Genomic DNA, 24,231 nt, shown 5'->3' on the forward strand with positions numbered 1-24,231 from the left:
GCCTAGACCTTCCTTCAGATTCCTCATCGCTAAGGACACCCTTGGTGTCGGCTATGTGCTTGGCACTATCAACCCGCACTCGGGACTTACACCCGTTAGATTGCGCCCATGCCGGGCGCACAAAAAAAGAATCATAGGCTTTTAAAGCCTATGACTCCTTAATATTATTTTAAATTATTTTAGCAAAGATTTTATTGCAATTAATTCTTTACTTAAGTTATCATCCTTCGTCATTTCAAGCCCAGAATTAAGTAGTACACGAACATCATGTTGCCCTTTATAAATAGGAGTAAGTCTCTTATTTAGATTTAGGAATTTATAAACAGCAATTTGTGCACCCCTTACAGAATAATCCATAGTAAATACTACATCATCTTTTATTTCGCAGAACTGTCCAAGTAATGCTAAATTAGTTGAACCTTCTGGAACATTTTCAGGTCTATCACCCTTTGCCCTAGTTAAAAATTGTGCTGTTGTAAAGGGTAATATACATGGTATACAAATAGATGTTTCGATAATCTTCTTCATATCCTCTTTAAAGTTTAGGTGATATAATACCTCAGCTAATATTTCCTCACCAGTACAATCTACCATTCTCTTCTTTATAAAATCACCTTTAGCGTATGGGAATAGTGAATAGCCCCATATAATTTCTATATCTTCAGATTGACTAAGAAAATGTGGTTGATTATGCAAAACTATTGTCATAAGCCATGAAGAATCTCTAAATGTCATATGAGCCCCAGTACCCGGCTGATTCCCTGAGAATTCTATTATTTTCTTATACATTGTTCTATCTTTAAGTGTCACTGTGAAAGATTCCCACATAGATTCTTCAACGCGATCATCAAATACTTGTGGTTTACCAAACTCTGGACGGTTAACGGCGATTTTTTCCCAAAGATCCCATGCTCCACCTACATGTTTATCATTAATTACTGGAACTGTAGTCATTGATCCAAGGCTTGTACCAGCTGTTAGTGAACCAATAGTAGCAAAAGCAAGGTCTCCCTCTCCTACTTCTATTCTAGTCTCGAATCCATCTTTGATGCATTTGAACGCTGTAACAGTAGTCTGCGTATCTGATGGTTTAAATTCTAAATCAGTTACTCTACAGTTTAATTCAAAATTAACACCTTGTGCTTCTAACCATTTTGTCATAGGGAGTAGCATTGAATCATATTGATTATATGGAGTACGACGTATTCCAGATAAATCACTTAAACGTGGTAATTCTTGTATAAACCTATGAAGATATCTCTTAAGTTCAACAGCACTATGCCAAGTTTCAAATGCAAAAAGCGTAGTCCACTGAAGCCAAAAATTTGTTTTAAAGAATGCTTCTGGGAAACAATCTTCAATAGTTTTCGTTCCTAGTGAATCTTCAGAATTAATCATTATATCCATTAACGCCATTCTATCTGCGCGATCAAGTCCTAAAGTCGATACATCTAATATGTTAGCATCATTATCTATTAATCTAGCTTTTGCATGAGTATGAATTTTTTTATTAAAACCATTAAATTCATCAAGTATTGAAACTTTAGGATCAGTTAATGATGGAATGCTTTCCATTATTCCAAAAGTACAAGCATATGCTTCCCTATCAAACATTCTTCCACCACGGATTACATAACCACCCTTATCATTACCATTTCCGTCCATGCTTCCACCTGTGATATTTAATTCTTCATATATATGAATATTTTTACCAGGAACATGTCCATCTCTAATTAAAAATATCGCAGCTGCCATTGACGCAAGTCCAGCACCAACCATATAAGCATTTGTATTTTCTACATCAATTGTTTGATCAAAATTAAATTTCATTCTAATACCTCCATTTGAAAATATGCCATAAGTTGTAAGCTTATGCTATAGGTCTAATATAAACCCAAAAGGAGGCAAGGTATACAATCACTTTCGACGAACTGTCTTAAAACCATACACATAGCTTATAATGTATGGTGCCACCCACGTGGCAAGTGGCATATTACAAGTGACAAAAACACCCTAAGCTCATTTGAGAGTCTAGGGTGTTTATAATTTTTCATAAATTTTATTGCACAGAATAAAGTACTTGTTCTATAAAATTTAAGTTAATGTATATCCACCATCAACTAAAATTGTTTGACCTGTTATAAATCCACCAGCATCGGAGCAAAGCATATTCGCAATTCCTTTAAAGTCTTCTGGAAATCCCCAACGTCCTACTGAACATTTTGCAGCAACTACTCTGTCCATCATCAATTTTTTCATAGGTGGTTCTGTAGTCATTCTACTATAAATAGGACCTGGAGCAATAGCATTTACAGTAACACCATATGGAGCTAGTTCAAGTCCAAAAGATCTAGTTACCCCTCTTATTGCATGTTTCGTAATTACATAAGGTGACATTCCAGAGCGCATTCCTAAATAACCAGCGATTGAAGAAACATTCAAAATTCTCCCACCATTGCCGGTTTTTTTAAAGTAGTTTCCTGCTTCTGCAGTAAGTGCAACAACCTGATTTAAATTTATTTGCAAACAACGTTGATATTCTTCTTCACTATAAGTATCACCGATAGGATTATGTGACTCTATACCTGCATCATTTATAAGTATATCAAATTTTCCATATTCTTTAAGCGCTGCAGGTATTATAGTACTTACTTCTTTAGGTTTTGATACATCAGCGTGTTTTGAGAAAAACTTTTGTCCTGCTGCTTCAACAAGAGCTTTTGTTTCTTCATATGATGTGGTACAGTATACGCCGGCAATATCTACACCCGCTTCCGCAAGGCCTACTGCGATTGCTTGTCCAATTCCAGTGGCTGAACCAGTAACTATAGCTACTTTTCCTTTAATATTTGATAGATCGTTTACATTTTTCATAATTTATTACCCCCACTTTTAATCTATTATTAATATAACATAGTGTATCATGATGAGAAATCTGTAGCTATATTAAATAATCCAAAAACTATTGTCTTAGTTGTGCGAAATGCACTATAATAGAATTGAGGTGGATTATGAGTATAAATTTTAATGGCTTACGTGAATATTTTTCAAAAAAAACTAAAGAAGTTTACTTTGATATGGAACCCGAAATCAATTTTGTTGATACAGAGTTACTTACTGAGGAAACAACAGTTTATTTACAAGATTATATATATGTTGGTTGTACTTCAATGATAAAAGAAGATATGGATAAATTGACTAATTCATGCTTTATTTTGATTAATGATGATCCTACAATATTAGAAAAATGTATTAAGAGTAATTTGAATATAATTGAGATAAACTCAAATGAAAATATATTAGAAATATTTAATGAAGTAAGAGCTTTTTTTCGTAGAGACATAAAATATAATCAATTTAAAATATCATTATTAGAAGCTTTTCTTTCAGGTGAAGGCATATGTAAAATAATAAATATTGCTTCAGAATTAATTGGAAACCCTTTAATTGTTATTGACCTCAGTTTCAAAATATTAGCAAGTTCACCAGTAGAAAATATTACTGATTTATTGTGGATGGATAATGTAAAAAAAGGTTATTGCTCTTATGAATTTATTGCTGAATTAACAAAATTAGAAACCCTAAAAAAAGGTAGAAAAACAAAAGGTCCCTATGTTGTCACCTGCCCCATAAGTCCCATCAAAAAACTTGTATTCAAAATACAAGTTAACGATAAAACTATAGGAAATATTTTATTACTTGAATGTAAAAAACAAATAGATGCGGATGACTATAACTATTTGATATTAATAAGCGAAATAATATCAAAAGAATTAGGAAAAAAGCAATTTTATAAGAATACAAAAAATGTTCTAAGTGAAGAAATATTATATGATTTATTAGAAAACAATATAGAAAATAGAACACTAATTAAACAAAGATTGAAAAATTGCACCTTAGTATTTAGTAATCATATCTTTGTGTTAGTAATTGATTTGTCAAATTTTGAACTCAAACAATCCGTATATTCCAGGCATTTGAATCCAACACTATTAAACCTTTTCCCAATGAGTAATTCAATTTACTATAATGGAGCTATTGTAATAATAGATGATAGTGATGAATTTGTAGAAAAAGATGATAAGACTCAAAAAGTTAAAAACTTTTTAATAAAAAATAATTTGAAAATGGGAATTAGTAGTGAATTTTCTTCAATAGAAGATTGTAGTATTTACTATCATCAAGCAATAAGGTCCTTGGAAATAGGAACCATCCTTAGCGAAAAAGAATATATTTATATGCATGAAGATATTGCGCCTTATAATTTTATTTACATGGCAAAAAATCAAATATTAAAGGAAGACTTTTATAATAATTCAATATATGTATTAAAAAAATTCGATAAAATAAATAGTTCAGAATTGTATAAAACATTATATACATATTTGAAAAATAATCATAATATGACACATTCATCAGAAGAATTATTTATACATAGGAATACTCTTAGGTATAGATTACAGAAAATTGTAGACCTTATAGGACTAGATTTAGATGAAAATGATAATAGCTTTAAACTATATTATGCTTGTAAATCAATAAATTTCTATAAAAAACTTATTAATTCACAGAATGTGGAAAAATAAATAATCTCTTTATAATCTCTGATTTTTCAGAGATTATTTTTATTTATCACATATAATTTTGCTAATAATTAATGTCATAGTGCATAACGCACAATGATAGTAATGGTTTTTGAATTTTCATCCATAGTAAGCCATTTTCTAAAATGTTATACTTCAATTAATCTAAAAGACAAACAAAAAGTATATGGGAGGGTATTATACAATGAAATATGAAAAGCTTTTTAGCAAAGGAAAAATAGGTAGCTTAGAAATAAAAAATAGAATAGTAATGCCGGCAATGGGAACAAATTTAGCTTCCTATACTGGGGAAGCATCTAATGAAATCATTGCTTATTATGAAGAAAGAGCAAAAGGCGGATGTGGACTCATAATTACTGAAATTACTAGAATAGATGATGAAACAGGGGTAGGAATGCCTAATCAATTGTGTTCAATGAACTTAAAACAAATTCCAAGACTCGAAATGTTAGCTAGTAGAATGCATAAACATAACACAAAAATATTTTTGCAATTACATCATCCAGGTAGAGAAAATCACGCCATGATGATAGATGGCCGTCAAATAGCTGGACCAAGTCCTATAATGTCATCAGCTATCGGCGAAATGCCTAGAGAGATGACAATAGCTGAAATTGAAGGACTAGTTGTAAAATTTGTAAAGGGTGCTGTTTTTGCACAAATGGCCGGTATAGACGGAGTAGAAATCCACGCTGCCCACGGGTATCTCCTTGGACAGTTTTTGAGCCCACAATCAAATCATAGAGATGATAAATATGGTGGCAGTTTTGAAAAAAGAATGAGATTTATAACTGAAATAATCATGGGCATACATGCAAAATGCGGTCCTAACTTCCCAATATCAGTGAGAATTGATGGAAATGAATTTGTAAAAGATGGTATAACTTTAGAAGAAGCAATTCAAGAAGCAGTTTATTTGGAAAAATTAGGAATAGATGTTATTAATGTAAGCTCTGGAACCTATGAATCGGTAACTACAATAATAGAACCAATTTCATATCCCCAAGGTTGGAAAAGACATTTAGCTAAAGCTATAAAAGAAGCGGTTAAGATTCCTGTAATAGCTTGCGACGTAATTAGAAAACCTGATATGGCAGAAACTATATTAAACGAGGATAATTTGGATTTTGTTGCATTAGGTAGAGCACAATTAGCAGATCCAGAATGGGGCAAAAAAGCAAAAGAAGGTCGCGCTGAAGATATTAGACCTTGTATATCTTGCCTTAACTGTATAGAAAGTGTCATGAAATGTGAAAACATAAAATGTGCAGTTAACCCAAGAGTAGGACGTGAATTAGAATATTCTGATTTTCCAAAGTCAGGACAAGGTAGGAAAGTTGTAATTGTTGGAGGTGGCCCTGCTGGAATGGAAGCTGCAAGAGTTCTAGCGTTAAAACAATTTGTTCCTATAATATTTGAAGAAAAAGAATATTTAGGTGGAAATGTATATCTTGCTACTAAGCCTCCATTAAAAGAAAAATTAGATTGGTTCCTTGATTATCAAAAATTAGCAATTAGAAAATTAAATGTTGACGTAAGATTAAATGAAAAAGCAACTTTAGAAAAAATTAATGAAATTAAGCCATATGCAGTATTTATTGCAGCAGGATCAAATGCTATGGTTCCACCAATTCCAGGAGTAACCCAAAGCTTTGTATATACATCAACTAATATTTTAGAAGGCAATGTTACATTAGAAAATAAAAATATAGTAATTGCAGGTTCAGGAATGACTGGTCTAGAAATAGCTGAACTATTGGTATCTAAGGGAAATAAAGTAACCGTAATAGAAATGGCAGATAAAATTGGACCTTCTGGATATCTACCTAATGTAATTGATATAAGTATGAGACTTGCTAAAGCTGGTGTAACACTTATGCCTTGTAGCAAACTTACTAATATTAAAGAAGGAGAAATAGATATCGAGAATACTAAAGAGCAAAAAATAACTACAATAAAAACTGATGTAGTAGTTTTATCTTTAGGAGTTAAGCCAAATAACGAAATCGTAAAAGAAATAGAAGCAAATTATAGTATTGTTGAATTATTAGGAGATGTTAGTAAACCAGGTAGAGTTGTAGATGCAGTGTTAAATGGATTTGAAAAAGCATATGTGCTTTAGTAAAATATAAAAATTAAACTAATAAATAAGGGGGCTTATATTATGTACAGTTTTACAAAAACAATGGAACAAATAAAGTCATTACAAGGAAAAAAGACAATATTTTACGGTGCAGAAATGTTAAATACAGTTTGGGAAACAAAACCAGAAATTATAGCAAAATTACTTCCTGCTCCACTTAAACCAGTAAAAGACAAACCATGGGTTTCAACATTTGTAGCAAATTATCCTAAAACAAATTTTGCACCACCATACAAAGAAGCTGGATTATTTATTCTTGCAGAATGTGACGGAGTAGTAGGTAGATACTGTTTATCTATGCCAATAACTGATGGTATGGCAATGGCAATGGGAAGAGAAGTTTGTGGACTTCCAAAGAAAATGGCGAATATAGATTTTGAAGTTAAAGATGGAAAAGCAGTAGGTAAAATTAGCCGTAATGGAATAGAGTTTTTTACAGTTAATGCAGATATTTCAGAAAGTTTAAATGAAGGTGCTACAATAGAAGAATTTAAAGAAGCGCTACCTACAGCTATGTACAATGTAACATATGCAAAATCAGCAGATGGATGCGGGTTTTTATTAAGTCCTACTTTAATAAGACAAAAACTAGCTGCAGACAATATAACTGAAAATAAATTAGCTACAACTACTATAACTATGACAGATTCTCCACATGATCCATGGGCAGAACTGGAGGTAGTGAGAATGATAGGTTCTCAGTATATTGTTAGTACAAATACATTAGAGCCTGGTGAAAATTTATATTTCAACAAGATTGATCCTATGGGATTTGTTCCATACTCATTCACAAAATGGGATTGGTGGACTAAATAGCAACAATCATCTGTATAATTAAAAGTAAAAGAGCATTCCATTAGAGTGATTTTTAATGGAATGCTCTTTTATTATTTTAAATCTTGAATTTCTTTTATTATAGAAGGAAGTACCTCTATAACATGATTTGCATTTACACAAAACATTTTCTTTGAAAGTTTATCCCCGCAGTAACCGTGAATATATGCGCCAATACATGCTGCAGTCAAAATATCATACCCTTGAGAAATAAAAGAAGCTATAATACCCGTTAAACAGTCTCCCATTCCTCCTGATGCCATTGCGCTGCTCCCAGTAGGATTAATTTGCACCGTTTCACCATCTGTGATTATCGTATTAAATCCTTTAAGCAACAAAACAACACCGTATTTTTTTGCAAATGTTTTTGCGATATCTATTTTATTTTCATTTATTTCATCTATTGAAAACCCCGATATTCTTGCCATTTCACCCATATGAGGTGTAAGAACTATCTGCCCTTTCATATTATTTAGCATTTCAAGATTTCCTTCAAGCACATTTAAACCATCTGAATCAATGACAACAGGACATTTAGAATTTACCAGAATTTTAGAAAGTAACTTTAGGGTACTCTGGTTATTCCCTAGTCCAGGACCAATTGCAATACAATTACTCGTAGTTATCAATGATTGTAATCTTTCTTCATCATTAGTTGAAACAGTCATAGCTTCAACTAATTTTCCACTTAGTATGTTTTGAATTGAGCTATCGCAACCTAATGTAACAAGTCCAGCTCCACTTCGAACAGCAGCCTGCGTTGAAATATATGCAGCGCCTGTAAACCCTGGTGATCCTGCCAAAATAAGTGTTCTTCCATAATCACCTTTATGTGAGTATTTATTTCTTTTCACAATTAACTTTTTAATAAAGTCTATATCCATTATGTACTCATTTTCATGAAATTTATCTACTACACTACTTGGTATTCCAATACCCTCAATAACAATTTCTCCAGTAAAAGAATCCGAATTATATGAAAGAAAACCCTTTTTATAAAGTTCAAATGTAACTGTTTTATTACTTTTAATACAATTCCCCATTGTTTTTCCACTATTGCACTCAAATCCTGATGGGACATCAATTGATAAAATGTACTTACTATTTTCATTTATAATTGTAATTGCTAAAGAATAAATACCTTCAACTTCTCTAGATAATCCTGTTCCAAAAATTGCATCAATAGTAGTTTCAGAGTAAATTATGCTTTCTCTTAAAATATCTAGATCTTCATTGTTATTTATTTTTATTATTTTAGCACCCATGTTTCTTATTATATTAAAATTGACCAAGGTATCTGCACTCATATTTTTCTCTGAGCCAAGAGAAAATATTTTAACATGATTTCCTCTATTCAAAAGATGCCTTGCTACTGCAAACCCATCTCCGCCGTTATTCCCGCTGGAACAAACAATCACGAATTTTTTAATTTCTCCAGGTATATTTTTAACTACCTTTAGTGCCGCATTTTCCATTAGTATAATACCTGGAATTCCTAAAACGTTTATACAATAGTGATCAATGCTTCTCATTATCTGTGTTGTTGCGATTTTCATTTTCATCCTCCTCCAAAACTACAAAAGCAATTGCAATTATATCTTTATTATGCCTATATTGTTTTTGTCCATTTCATAAACTGAAACCCTCCATAATATTTGTTTATGGAGGGTAAATTTCTTATATTTTTTTTACTTTCTATCGATAACACATGATCTATCTTATGTATTATAGCGCAGCTATATATATATTTAACACATCCTGTGCATCTAAAGGCTTGAAACTTCCAAGCTTTCCACGTGCAGTAGCTTGTTTTGCCATTTCTTCTAATTTCTCTTCATCAATTCCAATCTCTCTTAATGAAGAAGGTATTCCTAAGGATACAAAATATTCACTTGTCTTTTTGATGGCATTATGAGCAGTTTCATATCCATCACCATTAGAATCAAGTCCCCAAACATTAACTCCATATTCAACAAACTTGTTTACTGTATTATCATTTAAGGCGTATTCCATCCAATGTGGTGTTAAAACTGCAAGACCAACTCCATGAGTAATATCATAGAATGCACTTAATTCATGTTCCATTGCATGAACACTCCACTCGGTTTCTTTCCCATAGCTTAAAAGGCCATTAATAGCAATACTGGAAGTCCACATTAAATTTGCTCTAGCTTCATAATTTTCAGGTTCATCTATAGCTTTTGAGCCATAATTTATACAGGTTTTAAGAAGTGCTTCTGCCATTCTATTTTGTAAATATGCTTCTTTTGTGTTGCTAAAGTAGACTTCGAAAACATGACTCATTATATCTGCTGTACCTGCTGCTGTTTGATTCTTAGGTACTGAAAATGTATAAGTAGGATCAAGTATTGAAAACTTTGGTGCCATGTCTTTATGTCCTGTGGCTAGCTTTTCACTAGTATCTAAATTTGTAATAACTGCTCCAGCATCCATTTCAGAACCAGTAGCAGCTAATGTTAATATACTTGCAATTGGAAGCACTTTATCTATTTTTCTTGGATCAACAACAATATCCCATGCATCTCCATCATAGTATCGACCTGCTCCTATAACCTTTGCGCAGTCAATTGAACTTCCACCGCCTACAGCAAGTATAAGTTCTATTTTATTATCTCTGCATATCTCAATTCCTTTTCTTACGCTTGATATTCTAGGGTTAGGTTCAACGCCTGCTAGCTCCCAAAAACTGATACCATTCGTGTTTAAAATACCGGTAATCTTATCATATAATCCACTTTTCTTTATGCTGCCTCCACCGTAAACAAGCAGCACTTTAGATCCATAACCCTTTACCTTTTCTGCAAGTACATCTATTTTATCTCGTCCAAAAAATATTTCGGTTTGTATTGAATAATTAAAATTTAGCATGATTATCTCTCCTTTGAATTAGACTTACATATTACTTATTTCCAATTTTCATAATGAACTCTTGTTGCATCAAATCCATCTAAAAATTCACTTTTCTGACCATCTGGATATCCTACTGGAATTAATGCAAAAGGTTCAATACCTTCAGGCAAAGCAAACATGTCCGTTATATAATTCATCCTTTCTTGGACAGGTGCAATTCCAATCCAAACTGCCCCAAGTTCTAATTGTACTGCTTCTAAAAGAAGATTTTCTGCAGCTGCTCCCATGTCTTGCGGTATACAAGGCGCGAACCCCACTCCTTCTTTTCTTGATAACAGAACAATTGTAACTAAATGAGAATCTTACTAACGCAACTATTTAGCTATTTTAAATATTATTTAAGTTTTTCTATAGCTCTTTGTGCCCATTTAGAATCTTTGAGTATAGCTCTTCCAACTCCAATAAGATCTGTTTTACCTTCAGAGAGCAATCTTTCAGCAGCTGAAGCTTCAGTAATTCCACCAGTTAAAATGACTGGTATAGAAACAGCTTTTTTAATAGCATCCGTTAATGGCCAGAAATATCCTTGCTCTGTTGAACTTGGCATTGTATATCCATTAAAACCACCAGAAATATCAAGAATGTGAACTCCAGCTTTTTCGAATTCTTTAGCTGCAATTACACTATCTTCGATAACTGTCCCACCTTCTGTATAATCTGCTGCGCCGAGTCTTAAAAGAACTAGAAAATCTTCTCCCACAGCTTGTTTTACCTCTTTAATTACTTCTAAATGAATACGAATACGATTATTCACATCTCCACCATATTCGTCAGTTCTTTTATTTGAAAGGGGTGAGAAAAATTGGTTTAATAAATATCCATGAGCTGAATGTATTTCCACTCCATCAAAATTCGCTTCTTTAACAAGACTCGCGGCTCTCCCAAAATTTTTAATAATTGCTTTTATCTCATCTTTAGAAAGCTCATGTGGTAATTCACTTTCTTTAAAACGAGTATTCGAAATTGCTGATGGCGCTACTGGTTTAGTTCCCGTAACCTGACTACTAGCTGCCCCTCCTGCGTGATTAATTTGCATAACAACCTTTGACCCATTACTTTGAACTATTTTTGCCAGTTTTTTTAATCCTTCTATGTCATTGTCATTTGACACTGATAGCTGACCATTGCTTGCCTTTCCCGCCTTATTTATAAAACTATGCTCAATAATAATTAAAGATATATATCCACCTTCTGACTTTTCTTTATAATAATTTAAAATATCTTCACTCACCTTGCCGTCATCTTGAGATTTAGACGTAGCCATTGGCGCCATAACTAACCGATTATTTAGCTCTATGTTTCCTACTTTTAATGATTTTAGTAAATTATTCAATTTAACCTCCATAATCTTTATTTGTAATAAAATATAACTAGTTAAACTCACACTACACTCTTCCCATTATCCTTAAATCATCAATAAATGATTTAATCGCGTTTTCCTTTGTTGCCCATGATGTTACTAGCCTAATAGCAAAATTATCTTCATCGACCTTTTGCCATTTATAAAATAAATACTTTTCGCAAAGTCTATTAATTATTTCATTAGGCAATATAGGAAATATTTGATTTGTTGATGAATCAATCAAAAATTTATATCCACAATCACTAATTCCTATTTTTAATTTTTCCGCCATGCCGTTTGCATTTCTTGCTAGTTCAAAAAAAATATCATCTATAAACAATTCCTGGAACTGTATTCCAATTATTCTTCCCTTTGCAAGTAATGCTCCCTTTTGCTTCATATGATATCTAAAATCTTCCTTAAGCATATCAGTGCTAATTACAAGAGCCTCTCCCATTAATGCACCATTTTTAGTTCCACCTATATAAAAAGCATCGGTAAGTTTTGGAAGGTCCGAAAGCTCTACATCATTCTCTTTAGAACACAGAGCAGACCCCAGTCTCGCTCCATCCATATATAGAATCATGTTGCTTTTCTTGCAAAATTCACTTAAATCTACTAGCTCCTGTCTCTTATAAATAGTTCCTATTTCTGTTGGATTTGATATGTAAACCATCTTAGGTTTTACCATATGTTCATCTGTATGCTCGTCTATCACCATCTTTATATGACTAGGCTTAAGCTTCCCATCGTCCACTTCTACGGAAATAACTTTATGACCAGTGGCTTCTATTGCTCCAGTTTCATGAACTAATACATGTCCTGTATTTGCCGAAATAATAGCTTCATGTGGTCTTAAAAAAGCAGAAATAGAAGTAAGGTTTGTTTGAGTTCCACCACTAAACAAGTGAATATCAACATCATTAGACTTTAATTTATTCTTTAACAATTTAATAGCAGCTACGCAATACTCGTCTTCTCCATACCCCTCTACCTGTTCCATATTTGTTTCAATTAAGGCTCTGAGTATATTAGGATGAGCCCCTTCACTATAATCATTTTTAAAACTATACATTTTTTCCCCTTTCAATATCCTTTGTTATTTCTTTTATAATTTTAATTTTACTATTTATTTGATATCTTTTCAAGCCTTTATTGCACCTCATCTTTGAGTCTTAGAGGGTAAGAGAATATTACTTATGATCTCTCACAAATAATAGTTTATATATTTGAATAAGAATTAGAGGCATAAGGGAGAATCCATATATTATGGCATGTTGACTTAAAGTTAAGTGAGCTACTTCAAAAACTCCCATAAGTGGCTTAAATCTTAAAATTAGTTCTAAAAGTAAATAACCTAATATAGCGGCAATCCATAAATATCTATTTGAGAATACCCCTATTTTAAATATGGATTGCTGTGACCTTGAGTTAAATCCATGGAGCAATCTTGATAAACATAACGTTGCAAATGCCATTGTACTTGCAACTAATTTATCACCAGTTGTTAATCCTATATGGAATACAGCCATGGTACCTATTGCAATGAGCAATCCTTCAATTATTACTTCAATTGCAAATGATTTATTTAATATAGGTGAATTTGTATCTCTAGGCTTTTCATTCATTATATTTTTATTATGAGGCTCAAGTCCTATTGCAATAGCTGGAAGACTATCTGTGACCAGGTTGATAAATAGAAGGTGCACTGGTGCAAAAGGCATTGGAAGAGCTGTAAGTGAAGCATAAAGCACTGATAATATACCTGCCGTATTCCCTGATAACAGGAATTTAATTGAATTTTGTATGTTTGAATATATACTTCTACCATTTGAAATTGCCTTTACAATTGTAGAAAAGTTATCATCCATAAGCACAATAGCTGCAGCATCTTTAGCAACCTCTGTACCCGTTATTCCCATAGCGATACCAATATCTGCTTGCTTTAAAGCAGGTGCATCATTTACACCGTCACCAGTCATTGCCACTACATTTCCTAGTTCCTGCCAAGCTCTTACTATTCTTATCTTATGCTCAGGGGATACTCTTGCGTATACAGAAATATTCTTTACCACAGTTTTAAGTTCTTCATCACTTAAGGAGTCAAGCGCGTATCCTTCCATAGCTTCAGATTCATTATTTAATATACCTATTTGTTTTGCTATGGCAGAAGCAGTTATCTTATGATCTCCAGTTATCATTATTGGTTTAATACCTGCCTTAATACAGGCTGACACGGCTGTAGCAGATTCCATTCTTGGAGGGTCCATCATGGAAATGAGCCCAACAAATATTAATTCGTTTTCATCATTAACACCAATTATTTTGCTATTTTCTATTTCTTTATAAGCAAAGGCTAAAACTCTGAGTCCACTTTCAGAAAACTCCTTATTTACTCTTTCAATATTCTTTTTATCATCATCAGTAAGAATTTTAACTCCACTTGATGTAACTACCTTTATTGTTCTTAATAAAAGTACATCAAGTGCACCCTTGGTTATCATAAAGGTTTTGTCTTTAAGTTTATTGGCTGTACTCATTAATTTTCTATCAGAATCAAAGGGTACTTCAGAAACTCTTGGATAATCTTTTCTAATATCTAATTCATCCAAATCATATGTTTCACCCAGGTTTACAAGTGCAACCTCAGTAGGATCTCCAATCTCTTTATTTTGGGCAGTTACAGCATCATTGCATAATAGTGCCATTAGTACAAGGTTCTTTTCCAAAAGCTTATTATGATCAAGTTCATTAGAAGACAGTACCTTTTCATCAACATATACCTTTTGCACAGTCATTTTATTCTGTGTAAGCGTTCCAGTTTTATCTGAGCATATTACTGAAATACCTCCTAAGCTTTCAACTGCATGAAGCTTTCTTACAATAGCATTTTCACGAGACATCTTTTGGGTTCCAAGGGCAAGAACTATTGTTACTATTGAGCTTAATGCTTCAGGTATTGCAGCAACAGCAAGGGATACAGCAAACATGAAAGATTCAATAATTGCATGTCCTCTAAATATATTCAAGGCAAAAATAAGGAATGATATTATAAGTATTACAAAGGCAAGCTTTTTCCCAAAGTTATCTAAATTAATCTGTAAGGGAGTCCTCTTTTCCTTTGCGGTTTCTAAAAGGTTAGCTATTTTACCGAGTTCTGTTTTCATTCCAATAGCAGTAACTACAATTACAGCCCTTCCATAGGTTACAAAGCTTCCTGAAAACACCATATTTTTTTTATCACCAATTGCTACATTATCTTCAGTTATTATTTCAGTTATTTTTAAAACACTTTCTGACTCACCTGTAAGTGAACTTTCATTTATTTGAAGACTGTAATTTTCAATTATTCTTCCATCAGCACTTACATAGTCACCTGCATCTAAATATAATATATCGCCAACTAGCAATTCCCTTGAAGGAATTTCCAGTTTTTGATCATTTCTTAAAACTTTGGCTGTGGGTGAGGAAAGAGCCTTAAGACTATTCAAAGATTGTTCCGCCTTGATATGCTGAACAGTTCCAAGTATTGCATTTATAACAACAACTACAAGTATAACAATTGTACTCTCAAACTTTCCAAGAAATGCTGATATAACTGCAGCACCTATAAGGATTAGTACTAAGAAGTCCTTAAATTGTTCTAAAAATATCTGTATGTGACTTTTTCTAGCACCTTCAGTTAATTCATTAAAGCCCTCTTCTTCTCTCCGATTTTTTATTTCAAGTTCATTTAGCCCTTTCTCTGTAACACCCAGAGTTTGCATCACTTCTTCTGATGTTTGATTATATGATATGTTCATTAACATTCTCCTTTCTAGAACCGTTATTATATTATTACCAATAAATAATCGCTAATACAATAGATATGGATTTCCCCTAATATATATCATAGCCTTTAGCTATTGATAATAATTTATTATAGGTAAAACATATTGAGTTTAAAACCTGTTAAAATAAAAAGACTCTACAACTGGTGTTTATACCAGCTGTAGAGTCTCACTAAACTTTAGAAGTTATCAAAACCGGGATTTTAATCCGTACTGACGATTTTGATTCTGTTTTTTAAAAAAACAGGAAGTTACTCCCTCTACATATTTAATTTTGAAATCCAATGATAATCTTTATAGTAATATATTAATATTTCTAATTGTATTTGTCAACATAAATAGTTAAAATCTTCAATATATTTCTTGAGATGTAGAATACACAATACAAACACATAGAATATTATTATTTACAATTATATTTAAGTATGCTAAAATTATTTATCATATAAAAGATTTGATTAAATTAATAACTTATAGATTTACTTAATTATACACGAAGGTTTTCAATGACAAAAAGACAAATTGAAGCGAGATTAAGCCAATAGCAATAATGCTCGTATAGGAGTTTTTGCTATTAGCTTTTTTATTTTTAATAAAAAGGAAGTGTGAAAATATGAATGCACGAGAAATATTTAGATTAAAACCACCTTCAAGAAGTATTAAATTAGGGCAAAGATGGGTATATGTATTATTGGGAATTATAATTATGATGTGCTTAGGCACCGTATACTCATGGAGTGTTTTTAGGCTCCCTATAGAGGAACTATTTAATATAGGCTCTGCTCAAAGTGGACTCCCCTACATGATTTCTTTAGCATTTTATGCACTTTTCATGTTCTTAACCGGTAAATTTTTAGACAAATACAACCCTAGAATAATTATTTCACTTGGTGCCCTTCTTGTAGCCTTAGGATGGATATTATCTGCATATGCACCAAATATATATATTTTAACTATTACCTATGGGGTTATAATTGGTGCAGGAATGGGTATAGCTTATGGTGCTCCTATGACGGTAGTAGCGAAATGGTTTCCTGAAAAAAAAGGATTATTTGTAGGTCTTATACTTATAGGATTTGGATTATCACCACTTATAACAGCTCCACTTGCAAGGAATTTGATAGAAAATTATGGAATAACAAAAACTTTTCTTATACTTGGAATATCTTTTGGGATAATAATACCTTTACTGTCATATCCATTTAGATATCCTTCAGATTCAGAAAATAAAAGCCTTCAAACAACTTCAAACACAAAAGAAAATTTTAATGATACGAATACTACTAAAATGATTAAATCCCAAAGTTTTAAAGGTCTGTATTTCAACTTTATCATTGGAACAATGATTGGCCTAATGTTAATTGGAATTACAAGTAATGTGGGGGTGAATCTCATAAAACTATCGCCCAAAACAGTAGCTTTATTAATGACGGTATTTGCAATTTTTAATGGAATAGGTAGACCTATATTTGGCTTACTTACGGATAAATTCTCATCCAAAAAAGCCATGTTAATTTCTTACGGACTAATTATTACAGCATCATTATTAATGCTAACGGCAAATGAAGGCAGTTTGCTCTTATTTACTATAGCCTTTTCAATATTTTGGTTTAATCTTGGAGGATGGTTAGCTATTGCTCCAACTGCAACTCTCGCTATGTATGGAACAAAACATTATAGTCAGAATTATGGTGTTGTCTTTACTGCATATGGCATAGGTGCTATTATTGGAGTGTCCACATCAGGATTACTAATAGACTTCTTTCAGAATTATCATTCTATCTTTTATTTTGTAATAGGTTTATGTACTATAGGTATATTGTTGTCACAAAAGATGATAAAAACCACATAAAATAAAAGGTATTATTTTTCATGAGATTTCTACACATTATATGCATGATATGACTTATCTCTCAAATTATATGATATAATACTAAGAACAAGCGTACAAGGGGGATAACATGCTTAAGATGTTTAGAATTAATAAAAAATTGTTTAAACTATTAGATTTCGGCATAATAATTATTTGTATAATTATTATGTTATTTGGTTCGTTAAATATTTTAAGTGCAACTCAGCATCTTTATATAGTAAATAATTTGGTTAGTGCCACCTTGAATTTTCATTTTCTTAAGATGCATTTGTTATGGCTTATGATAGGACTATTTGTAATGTATTTAATAATTCTTATAGATTACAAAATTATCCAAAATTATGCAAATATAATATATTGGTTCGGCATATTCCTACTTGTACTTAATGCAATATGGCCAGTAAAGGTTAATGGCGCAGAGTCCTGGTTAAAAATTGGACCGTTACCACAATTTCAACCTTCAGAATTTGTAAAGATTGCATTAATAATTATGATTGCTAAACAATTAGATGAAATGGAAGGAAATATAAATAATATTAAAAATTTTCTTACACTTTCTGTTTATGCTATTATCCCAGTAATCTTTTTACTAAAGCAGCCTGATATGGGAATGACTATGTTTTTTTTCTTTATCCTTTTAGGCATGTTTTTTATTGCCGGGCTAAATCGTAAGACTATTGTTGTTGGCTTAATAGGTGTATCTGCTGCTATAACATTAGTTTGGAATTCTGGATTAATTTTATTTTATCAAAAGAAAAGATTAATATCTTTTTTATATCCAGACGAAGATCTAACAGGCACTGGTCATCAACTGACAATGTCTCAAATTGGAATAGGGAAAGGTGGAGTTTTGGGAACTGGGTTTTTAAAAGGCTCCTGGGCAGCAGTTGGAAGCACCCCTGAATCCAGCACAGATTGTATTTTTTCAGTGGTGGGAGAAGAATGGGGATTAGTTGGTGCAATTTTCCTTCTAACTTTGTATGGATTATTAATTTATAAGATAATTAAAATTTCTAAAGAATCTAAGGATATATTTGGTACAATGTTAACTGCAGGTATTATATCTATGTTCTTGTTTTCAATTTTGCAAAATATAGGTATGAATATAGGTATTATGCCTATTACAGGACTCACTCTTCCTTTTATGAGTTATGGTGGAAGTTCAATAATTACAACTTTCATATGTATTGGTCTTGTTTTAAACGTAGGCATGAGGAGAAAAAAATTCAACTTTTAGTATTTACAATTATGCCCAAGTGACAGGCACCATCCCAAAATCCAAAATCCAGTTTTTCTCTTATAGTTCAGCTGTAGCAGTCAAAACTGCACGCCCAAGTGTGTGACTAAACATTTGGAATCCAAGGGCTGCTGGTGTTGCATTAATAGTCACTCCTATATCCTCAATATCTAGTGCATGAATAACCATTAGATACCTATGTTTCCCGTGTCCATGTGGAGGAGCCGCTCCCATAAAGCGTGCAATACTTGCATCATTTTGCAATTGAATTGCGCCTTTAGGCAATTCTAGACCCTTATCATCCCCTGCCCCAGTTTTAAGTTCATTAACCGTTGCAGGAATATTTGCAACTGCCCAATGCCAGAATCCTGACCCAGTTGGTGCATCAGGATCATATACAGTTACTGCGTAGCTCTTTGTGCCTTCTGGAGCACCACTCCAAGACAACTGTGGTGAGAGATCTTTCCCATATTTCACACCAGATATTCCTGAAAACTGATCTATGGCAAATGGTTGTCCATCTTTGACATCTGTACTTGTAACTTGAAAACTTGTTGCCTTCGGTAACTTTGCAAATAATTCATTAATCATAATTATTTCCTCCTAACCTATTATTTAGTTTCGCAAAAGCAAAATATTTTTAGTGATATAATTCATTATATACCTAATTATATACTATTTACTTTAATTTAGAGACATAATACCTTTTCCAACATTTACCATATTTTTCAATAGTTTATATAATACTCTGTACTTTAATTATGGGTATTTTTTATGATAAAAAATCTTTTATGCGGTTGTAGGTTACACTTACAACCTGATCTATTTAGATATTTTATCAAGTATATCTATAGTACCCTTTACTGCTATTTGTTGCTGATTACTTGTAGTTATATTTGAGATATTATCACCTTTTTGAAATCCATAATTGCCAAACTGACAATGATTTCCACCCTCTATGCTCTGAAAAATGGAATCTTTAGGTAACAATTTTTCAGATGCTTTAATTTTATTTATATCTGCAACGCCATCCTTTGAACCCCAAGAAGAAAGGACTTTAATATTTTGATTTGACATATTATTACTGTCTTGTGGATAAGATGCATATAAAATTAATGCTTTTATACTTGTTGGGTTTGTGTATGCATAATTAGATGCCATCACACCCCCAAGAGAATGTCCACCTATAGCCCAATGTTTAATTTCAGGATAAGCTTCTATTACATTAGTTGCTCTATCTTTACCTAAAACAGCCAGTTTAAATGGCATTGGAACAATCACTACTTTATAACCCCCTTTTGCAATACTTTTGCAAAGAGATGCGTAGGCCTCCTCTTCTACTTTTCCACCTGGATAAAAAATAAAGCCAGTATCTGTAGCAGTTTTCGGGGTAAAAGTTATATACTTTCCATTTTCAATAGTTATATCATTTTCAGATTGAAAAACAGCTAATGTTTCTTCTGTAGCTTTATAGTAATTATTTGTCCAAACAATAAAGAATATAATAAATATCCCTATTAAAATAACTGGTGATAACATTAACTTTTTTTTTGTAGATTTTTTCATAGCTTGCCACCTTTCATATATTTATAATGATGTGGATATTTTCAACAAATATAATAGTTAAAGCACCTATTATCTTCGCAATGTTAAGCGCAGTTTCATATCTGTTAGCATCACAAAGTCTAGTTATAGTTGTTATTAATTATTATATCATTAATTAGTGATTAATTTATATTTAATAAACTACCCACATGCCATTTGCCACGTGGGTGGCACCATTAAACTTCTTGCATAATATATTGTAGTAGTTATATTATATGGAGGTTTTTTATGTATATTAGGTACCCTTATTTTTATCACATAATGCCCTATTGTGATGACGCAATTTCTAGGACTTCAGATGTATCCTTAGATGATAACACTGTAAATCTTGTTTTAGACTCACAAAATTACTATGACATGCCAAAACACTTTCGCAAATCTACTGATATTATAAATACGCAAAGTAATAAAGATTTGAATATTAGCGGATTAAATACATTAAGTATATCAGGTAGTCAACAATTTTCCGAATACAATTTACCCCTTATAATAAATAGTATAGGCTCTTCATTTAAAATAATAGATGCTGATTTAAGACAAGAATCACATGGATTCATTAATGGAAGTCCTATAAGCTGGGCTAATGCGCTAAATGACGCTAACAAAGGTTTAACATTTGAGCAGGTAATGATAGAAGAATGCACTAAACTTAAGAGCATTAAATTAAATGTACCAATTACTTTTTATAATCATAAAAATATAACTGTAGTTCCAAAAAAAGTTGAAGATGAAGATCATCTTGTTAATTCTAAATCACTATCATACGTTCGCATCCCTGTTACTGATGGTAAAATACCTACTGATGACATGGTGGATTTCTTTGTTCTACTCGTAAAATCACAACCCAAAAATACATGGATACATTTTCATTGTAAACAAGGCATAGGAAGAACTACTACTTTTATGATTATGTATGATATGATGAAAAACTCCAATGAAGTTTCAGCTGATGATATTATAAATAGACAACTCTTACTAGCAAATTTTGATGAAAGTCATATTAAATCTTTTAATAATAATGAGAGAATTAATTTTCTACAGAACTTCTATAAATACTGTCAGAAGTATAGTAATGATTTTTACTAAATGGAGTGACTTTAAAAAAACTCTTAAAACTAATAATTATATAAAAAACCCTACAACTCCTACTTATTTATATGTAATTTCACAAAATATAATGACTTCTAGTGAAAGAACAATGGTATCTACCCTTCAAGGTCTTGTTAACAGACAATCCATTAGTCAAATATACACACTTAGTAACGCTCAGCCTGATTACCAAATATGGCTGGATGATTTAGTAAATAATTATGGGGTTGCATATGAAATCATCTCAGATCCCTTTCGATTATTAGATATATTTAAAGACTATATTGAGGGTTATGTACTTTATAATAATAGTTCCCTAAAAGACCCTTCTATAAATAATGCTTGTTCACTTGCTTCGTTAAATAATTGCATTGCAGTTGATGAAGATATCCAGGATAAAGTACTCCTCTACGGAATAACAAAAATAAAAGGCGACTGTCGAAACACAGATGAAAAATGGGCCTACGATAATTTATGGAATTCTGGTCTAAATCATTCTATAGTAATTCAACTATCCCCAAGCAAAGTTTCCGCTTTAAGAGACTATGGAATAATGACTAAATCCTTAATATTTTATGAAGATAAAATAAACGATACATCTCTTCGCGATAAAATATTTTCATCTATGGAAAAGGACTCTATTTGTCTGGGTTGGGGACCTGATGAATTTATTAATATTAGTACAATTTCAAAATATGGCATTAGTATGGTTGCTGCAGATTGGTCTTATAATTTAACTGTATTAAGTGCATTCCCCTCATTACCTATGACTCAAAGGGCGTTAATGAACACCGAAAGCAAAGAAAATGTTCATAATGTAACATTCATAATGTCCGATGGAGATAATCAGCAATGGAATCTTGGAACGCAATATGGTTCTACCAAATGGTATGGTTCTCCTTATAGGGGTGATTTTAATTTAGGGTGGTCCTTAAGCCCATCTTTATACTACCTTGCCCCTACAGTATTTAAACTATATTATGGAAGTGCAGCTCATGGATTTACTAACGATTATTTTATAGTGCCACCATCTGGAAATGGCTATATGTTCCCAAGTAAATTTCCTAAGAATACGCTTGATATATATATTAATAGATTAAATGATTATATAAAAAAAACTGATGAGAAATATGTATCAATTATAGATTACTACTCTTTTCATAATACTGATCTTTGGGCTAAATTTACTGATAAAGATAATATAAAGGGACTATTTTATCTTGATTATGATAAACATGATAACTACAACGGAGAAATTATTTGGTCTAATAATAAACCTATAGTAGCCTGTAGAGACCTCCTTTGGGATAATCTTGAAAACGAAGATGATTTAATTGAAATTATTAATAAGCGAACTTCGTCTGGCCAAGTTGATATTTATAACTCTAATAGTTACACCTTTGTTTATGTTCATGCCTGGAGCAAAAACCTTAGCAATATTGAAAGGGTTGTAAACAAACTAAAGGAAAATCCTAAAGTTGCCATAGTCACACCTGAAACCTTTATGGAACTTATAACGAAAAATGTTAAACATTAATTTAATCTATGACCCGCTCTATGTCTTCACCTCTACTACTAGGGTATTATGCTGTAATTAAGGTGACGACTCCATTCCAGTAAATGGATGGAACGAAGTGAAATCTGTTTACTGGTTGCTACTTTTTATTTGACTACACACATGCCACTTGCCACGTGGGTGGCACCTAATAAAAATCGCTTAAACATTTACTAATTGCTTGTTCAGTAAAGTTAAAATGTATATCATAATCTTTCAGTTTATCATTTGATATACGAAGGTCTCTACACTGAATTTTATATTTTTCTATATCCTTTACTAATATATCTTTAATCCTATGTGCTATTCCCATTTTTTTAAGGACTATTTCTCCTATTTCGTATGTGCTTAGATTATTTTCACTACCTGCATTATATATTCCTTTATTTAGATGAATAATTTTATCAAAGTTTTCAATCAAATCATACACATAGGTTATTCCTCTATATTCTTTTGAAGGAAGTTTTATACTCTCATTTTTTAGTGTAGCCTTTACTACATTCCAAACTATGTTTGAATTTACCTTTATACATCTTTCGGGAAGACAAAAAAGCCAGGTAAGCCTTAAAATAACTATGTCATCCATAATTTCAAGTATTCCCTTTTCAGCCAGTAACTTGTGATTACCATATACAGTATTAGGTAGAGCTACGCACTCTTCATTATATGGACCAACCTCAGTGTTTCCGTTATATACCTGATCAGAGCTTAAAAATACCAATTTTGCTTTTGCCTCTAAGCATCCTTTAGCTACATTTATTGAGCCTTTTACATTCGTATTATAAGACTTCTCTGGGTTAGTTTGGCAAAAACCTGTATCGGACAAAGCAGCGCAATGTATTACATAGTCAGGGTTATATTTTATTATGGTCTTTATAGTTTCTTTTTCATCAGTTATATCTAAATTGCTATGATTAATTCCAATAACATTATAATCTTTTTCATAATACTTAATAAATCTTGACGCAAAAAAGCCCTGTGATCCAGTAATTAATATTGTATTCATTATTAACATCCTTTCCTATACTATTTTTTCATTCTACTTTTTTAATTGACAGTGCCTAATCTTATTGTATCATACCGGCATGAACTGGTTAATTAATGTTATCTGTTAGTTTTCATTTAACCTTTAACAATACTTTATAACAAAAACCTACTGAAATTATTTATATATTTCAGTAGGTTTAT

The 24,231-nt window shown here is 32.0% G+C and carries 16 protein-coding genes and 1 pseudogene; 6 read left to right on the plus strand and 11 right to left on the minus strand.

Annotated features, from left to right (window positions below):
- Nucleotides 1-174: 174 nt before the first annotated feature.
- Together ACREWB_RS18910 and ACREWB_RS18915 are read right to left on the minus strand one after the other, a co-directional pair.
- The gene (locus ACREWB_RS18910) at nt 175-1,830 is read right to left on the minus strand and encodes an oleate hydratase (protein WP_431549025.1); all 1,656 of its coding nucleotides are present in this window, start codon (nt 1,828-1,830) and stop codon (nt 175-177) included.
- Nucleotides 1,831-2,094: 264 nt separating this feature from the next.
- Nucleotides 2,095-2,874 carry an SDR family NAD(P)-dependent oxidoreductase gene (locus ACREWB_RS18915; protein ID WP_431549026.1) on the minus strand — a complete coding sequence of 260 codons (780 nt, stop codon included), beginning with the start codon at nt 2,872-2,874 and terminating at the stop codon, nt 2,095-2,097.
- Between the two features lie 137 nt (nt 2,875-3,011).
- On the opposite strand from ACREWB_RS18915, the gene ACREWB_RS18920 reads away from it, so the two are divergent.
- The 3 genes from ACREWB_RS18920 (at nt 3,012) to ACREWB_RS18930 (ending at nt 7,563) form a co-directional block, all read left to right on the plus strand.
- Entirely contained in the window at nt 3,012-4,586 is a 1,575-nt protein-coding gene (locus tag ACREWB_RS18920) for a PucR family transcriptional regulator (protein ID WP_431549027.1), read from the plus strand.
- 202 nt (nt 4,587-4,788) lie between these two features.
- Nucleotides 4,789-6,726 (plus strand): oxidoreductase, encoded by a 1,938-nt coding sequence (locus tag ACREWB_RS18925; protein ID WP_431549028.1) that lies wholly within the window; start codon nt 4,789-4,791, stop codon nt 6,724-6,726.
- Nucleotides 6,727-6,768: 42 nt separating this feature from the next.
- The gene (locus tag ACREWB_RS18930; RefSeq protein ID WP_431549029.1) at nt 6,769-7,563 is read left to right on the plus strand and encodes an acetoacetate decarboxylase family protein; all 795 of its coding nucleotides are present in this window, start codon (nt 6,769-6,771) and stop codon (nt 7,561-7,563) included.
- Nucleotides 7,564-7,634: 71 nt separating this feature from the next.
- Here ACREWB_RS18930 and ACREWB_RS18935 read toward each other — a convergent pair whose 3' ends face one another.
- From ACREWB_RS18935 to ACREWB_RS18960, 6 genes are all read right to left on the minus strand, one after another.
- Entirely contained in the window at nt 7,635-9,137 is a 1,503-nt protein-coding gene (locus tag ACREWB_RS18935) for an NAD(P)H-hydrate dehydratase (protein WP_431549030.1), read from the minus strand.
- 169 nt (nt 9,138-9,306) lie between these two features.
- Nucleotides 9,307-10,470 (minus strand): iron-containing alcohol dehydrogenase, encoded by a 1,164-nt coding sequence (locus tag ACREWB_RS18940; protein WP_431549031.1) that lies wholly within the window; start codon nt 10,468-10,470, stop codon nt 9,307-9,309.
- A 35-nt stretch (nt 10,471-10,505) separates the two neighbouring features.
- Nucleotides 10,506-10,796, minus strand: a complete 291-nt coding sequence (locus ACREWB_RS18945) for a nitroreductase family protein (protein WP_431549355.1) — start codon at nt 10,794-10,796, stop codon at nt 10,506-10,508.
- 50 nt (nt 10,797-10,846) lie between these two features.
- Nucleotides 10,847-11,845, minus strand: coding sequence for an NADH:flavin oxidoreductase (locus ACREWB_RS18950; RefSeq protein ID WP_431549032.1), 999 nt, complete (start codon nt 11,843-11,845; stop codon nt 10,847-10,849).
- A gap of 52 nt (nt 11,846-11,897) precedes the next feature.
- Complete coding sequence (locus ACREWB_RS18955; RefSeq protein WP_431549033.1) at nt 11,898-12,929, minus strand: threonine aldolase family protein; 1,032 nt, start codon at nt 12,927-12,929, stop codon at nt 11,898-11,900.
- 118 nt (nt 12,930-13,047) lie between these two features.
- Entirely contained in the window at nt 13,048-15,657 is a 2,610-nt protein-coding gene (locus ACREWB_RS18960; RefSeq protein ID WP_431549034.1) for a cation-translocating P-type ATPase, read from the minus strand.
- A 640-nt stretch (nt 15,658-16,297) separates the two neighbouring features.
- On the opposite strand from ACREWB_RS18960, the gene ACREWB_RS18965 reads away from it, so the two are divergent.
- Both ACREWB_RS18965 and rodA read left to right on the plus strand, forming a co-directional pair.
- Complete coding sequence (locus ACREWB_RS18965) at nt 16,298-17,536, plus strand: L-lactate MFS transporter (RefSeq protein WP_431549035.1); 1,239 nt, start codon at nt 16,298-16,300, stop codon at nt 17,534-17,536.
- A gap of 109 nt (nt 17,537-17,645) precedes the next feature.
- Nucleotides 17,646-18,794 carry a rod shape-determining protein RodA gene (rodA, locus tag ACREWB_RS18970; protein WP_431549036.1) on the plus strand — a complete coding sequence of 383 codons (1,149 nt, stop codon included), beginning with the start codon at nt 17,646-17,648 and terminating at the stop codon, nt 18,792-18,794.
- A gap of 60 nt (nt 18,795-18,854) precedes the next feature.
- On the opposite strand, the gene ACREWB_RS18975 is transcribed toward rodA, so the two are convergent.
- A complete protein-coding gene (locus ACREWB_RS18975) occupies nt 18,855-19,385 on the minus strand; it encodes a YbhB/YbcL family Raf kinase inhibitor-like protein (protein ID WP_431549037.1) in 531 nt (176 codons plus the stop codon).
- 231 nt (nt 19,386-19,616) lie between these two features.
- The gene (locus tag ACREWB_RS18980) at nt 19,617-20,360 is read right to left on the minus strand and encodes an alpha/beta hydrolase (protein WP_431549038.1); all 744 of its coding nucleotides are present in this window, start codon (nt 20,358-20,360) and stop codon (nt 19,617-19,619) included.
- Between the two features lie 324 nt (nt 20,361-20,684).
- Between ACREWB_RS18980 and ACREWB_RS18985 the strand changes: the two are divergent.
- Nucleotides 20,685-23,025: pseudogene (locus ACREWB_RS18985) on the plus strand (GxGYxYP domain-containing protein); the annotation flags it as partial.
- A gap of 166 nt (nt 23,026-23,191) precedes the next feature.
- Here ACREWB_RS18985 and ACREWB_RS18990 read toward each other — a convergent pair.
- Nucleotides 23,192-24,049 (minus strand): SDR family oxidoreductase, encoded by an 858-nt coding sequence (locus ACREWB_RS18990; protein ID WP_431549039.1) that lies wholly within the window; start codon nt 24,047-24,049, stop codon nt 23,192-23,194.
- Nucleotides 24,050-24,231 lie beyond the last annotated feature (182 nt).

This window comes from Clostridium sp. (assembly GCF_050717635.1).
GTDB lineage: Bacteria > Bacillota > Clostridia > Clostridiales > Clostridiaceae > Clostridium_AD.

Bases quoted from the DNA above. Each gene is read 5' to 3' on its own strand.
- ACREWB_RS18910 (WP_431549025.1), bottom strand. From the start codon at position 1,830: ATGAAATTTAATTTTGATCAAACAATTGATGTAGAAAATACAAATGCT.
- ACREWB_RS18915 (WP_431549026.1), bottom strand. From the start codon at position 2,874: ATGAAAAATGTAAACGATCTATCAAATATTAAAGGAAAAGTAGCTATA.
- ACREWB_RS18920 (WP_431549027.1), top strand. From the start codon at position 3,012: ATGAGTATAAATTTTAATGGCTTACGTGAATATTTTTCAAAAAAAACT.
- ACREWB_RS18925 (WP_431549028.1), top strand. From the start codon at position 4,789: ATGAAATATGAAAAGCTTTTTAGCAAAGGAAAAATAGGTAGCTTAGAA.
- ACREWB_RS18930 (WP_431549029.1), top strand. From the start codon at position 6,769: ATGTACAGTTTTACAAAAACAATGGAACAAATAAAGTCATTACAAGGA.
- ACREWB_RS18935 (WP_431549030.1), bottom strand. From the start codon at position 9,137: ATGAAAATCGCAACAACACAGATAATGAGAAGCATTGATCACTATTGT.
- ACREWB_RS18940 (WP_431549031.1), bottom strand. From the start codon at position 10,470: ATGCTAAATTTTAATTATTCAATACAAACCGAAATATTTTTTGGACGA.
- ACREWB_RS18955 (WP_431549033.1), bottom strand. From the start codon at position 12,929: ATGTATAGTTTTAAAAATGATTATAGTGAAGGGGCTCATCCTAATATA.
- ACREWB_RS18960 (WP_431549034.1), bottom strand. From the start codon at position 15,657: ATGAACATATCATATAATCAAACATCAGAAGAAGTGATGCAAACTCTG.
- ACREWB_RS18965 (WP_431549035.1), top strand. From the start codon at position 16,298: ATGAATGCACGAGAAATATTTAGATTAAAACCACCTTCAAGAAGTATT.
- rodA (WP_431549036.1), top strand. From the start codon at position 17,646: ATGCTTAAGATGTTTAGAATTAATAAAAAATTGTTTAAACTATTAGAT.
- ACREWB_RS18975 (WP_431549037.1), bottom strand. From the start codon at position 19,385: ATGATTAATGAATTATTTGCAAAGTTACCGAAGGCAACAAGTTTTCAA.
- ACREWB_RS18980 (WP_431549038.1), bottom strand. From the start codon at position 20,360: ATGAAAAAATCTACAAAAAAAAAGTTAATGTTATCACCAGTTATTTTA.
- ACREWB_RS18990 (WP_431549039.1), bottom strand. From the start codon at position 24,049: ATGAATACAATATTAATTACTGGATCACAGGGCTTTTTTGCGTCAAGA.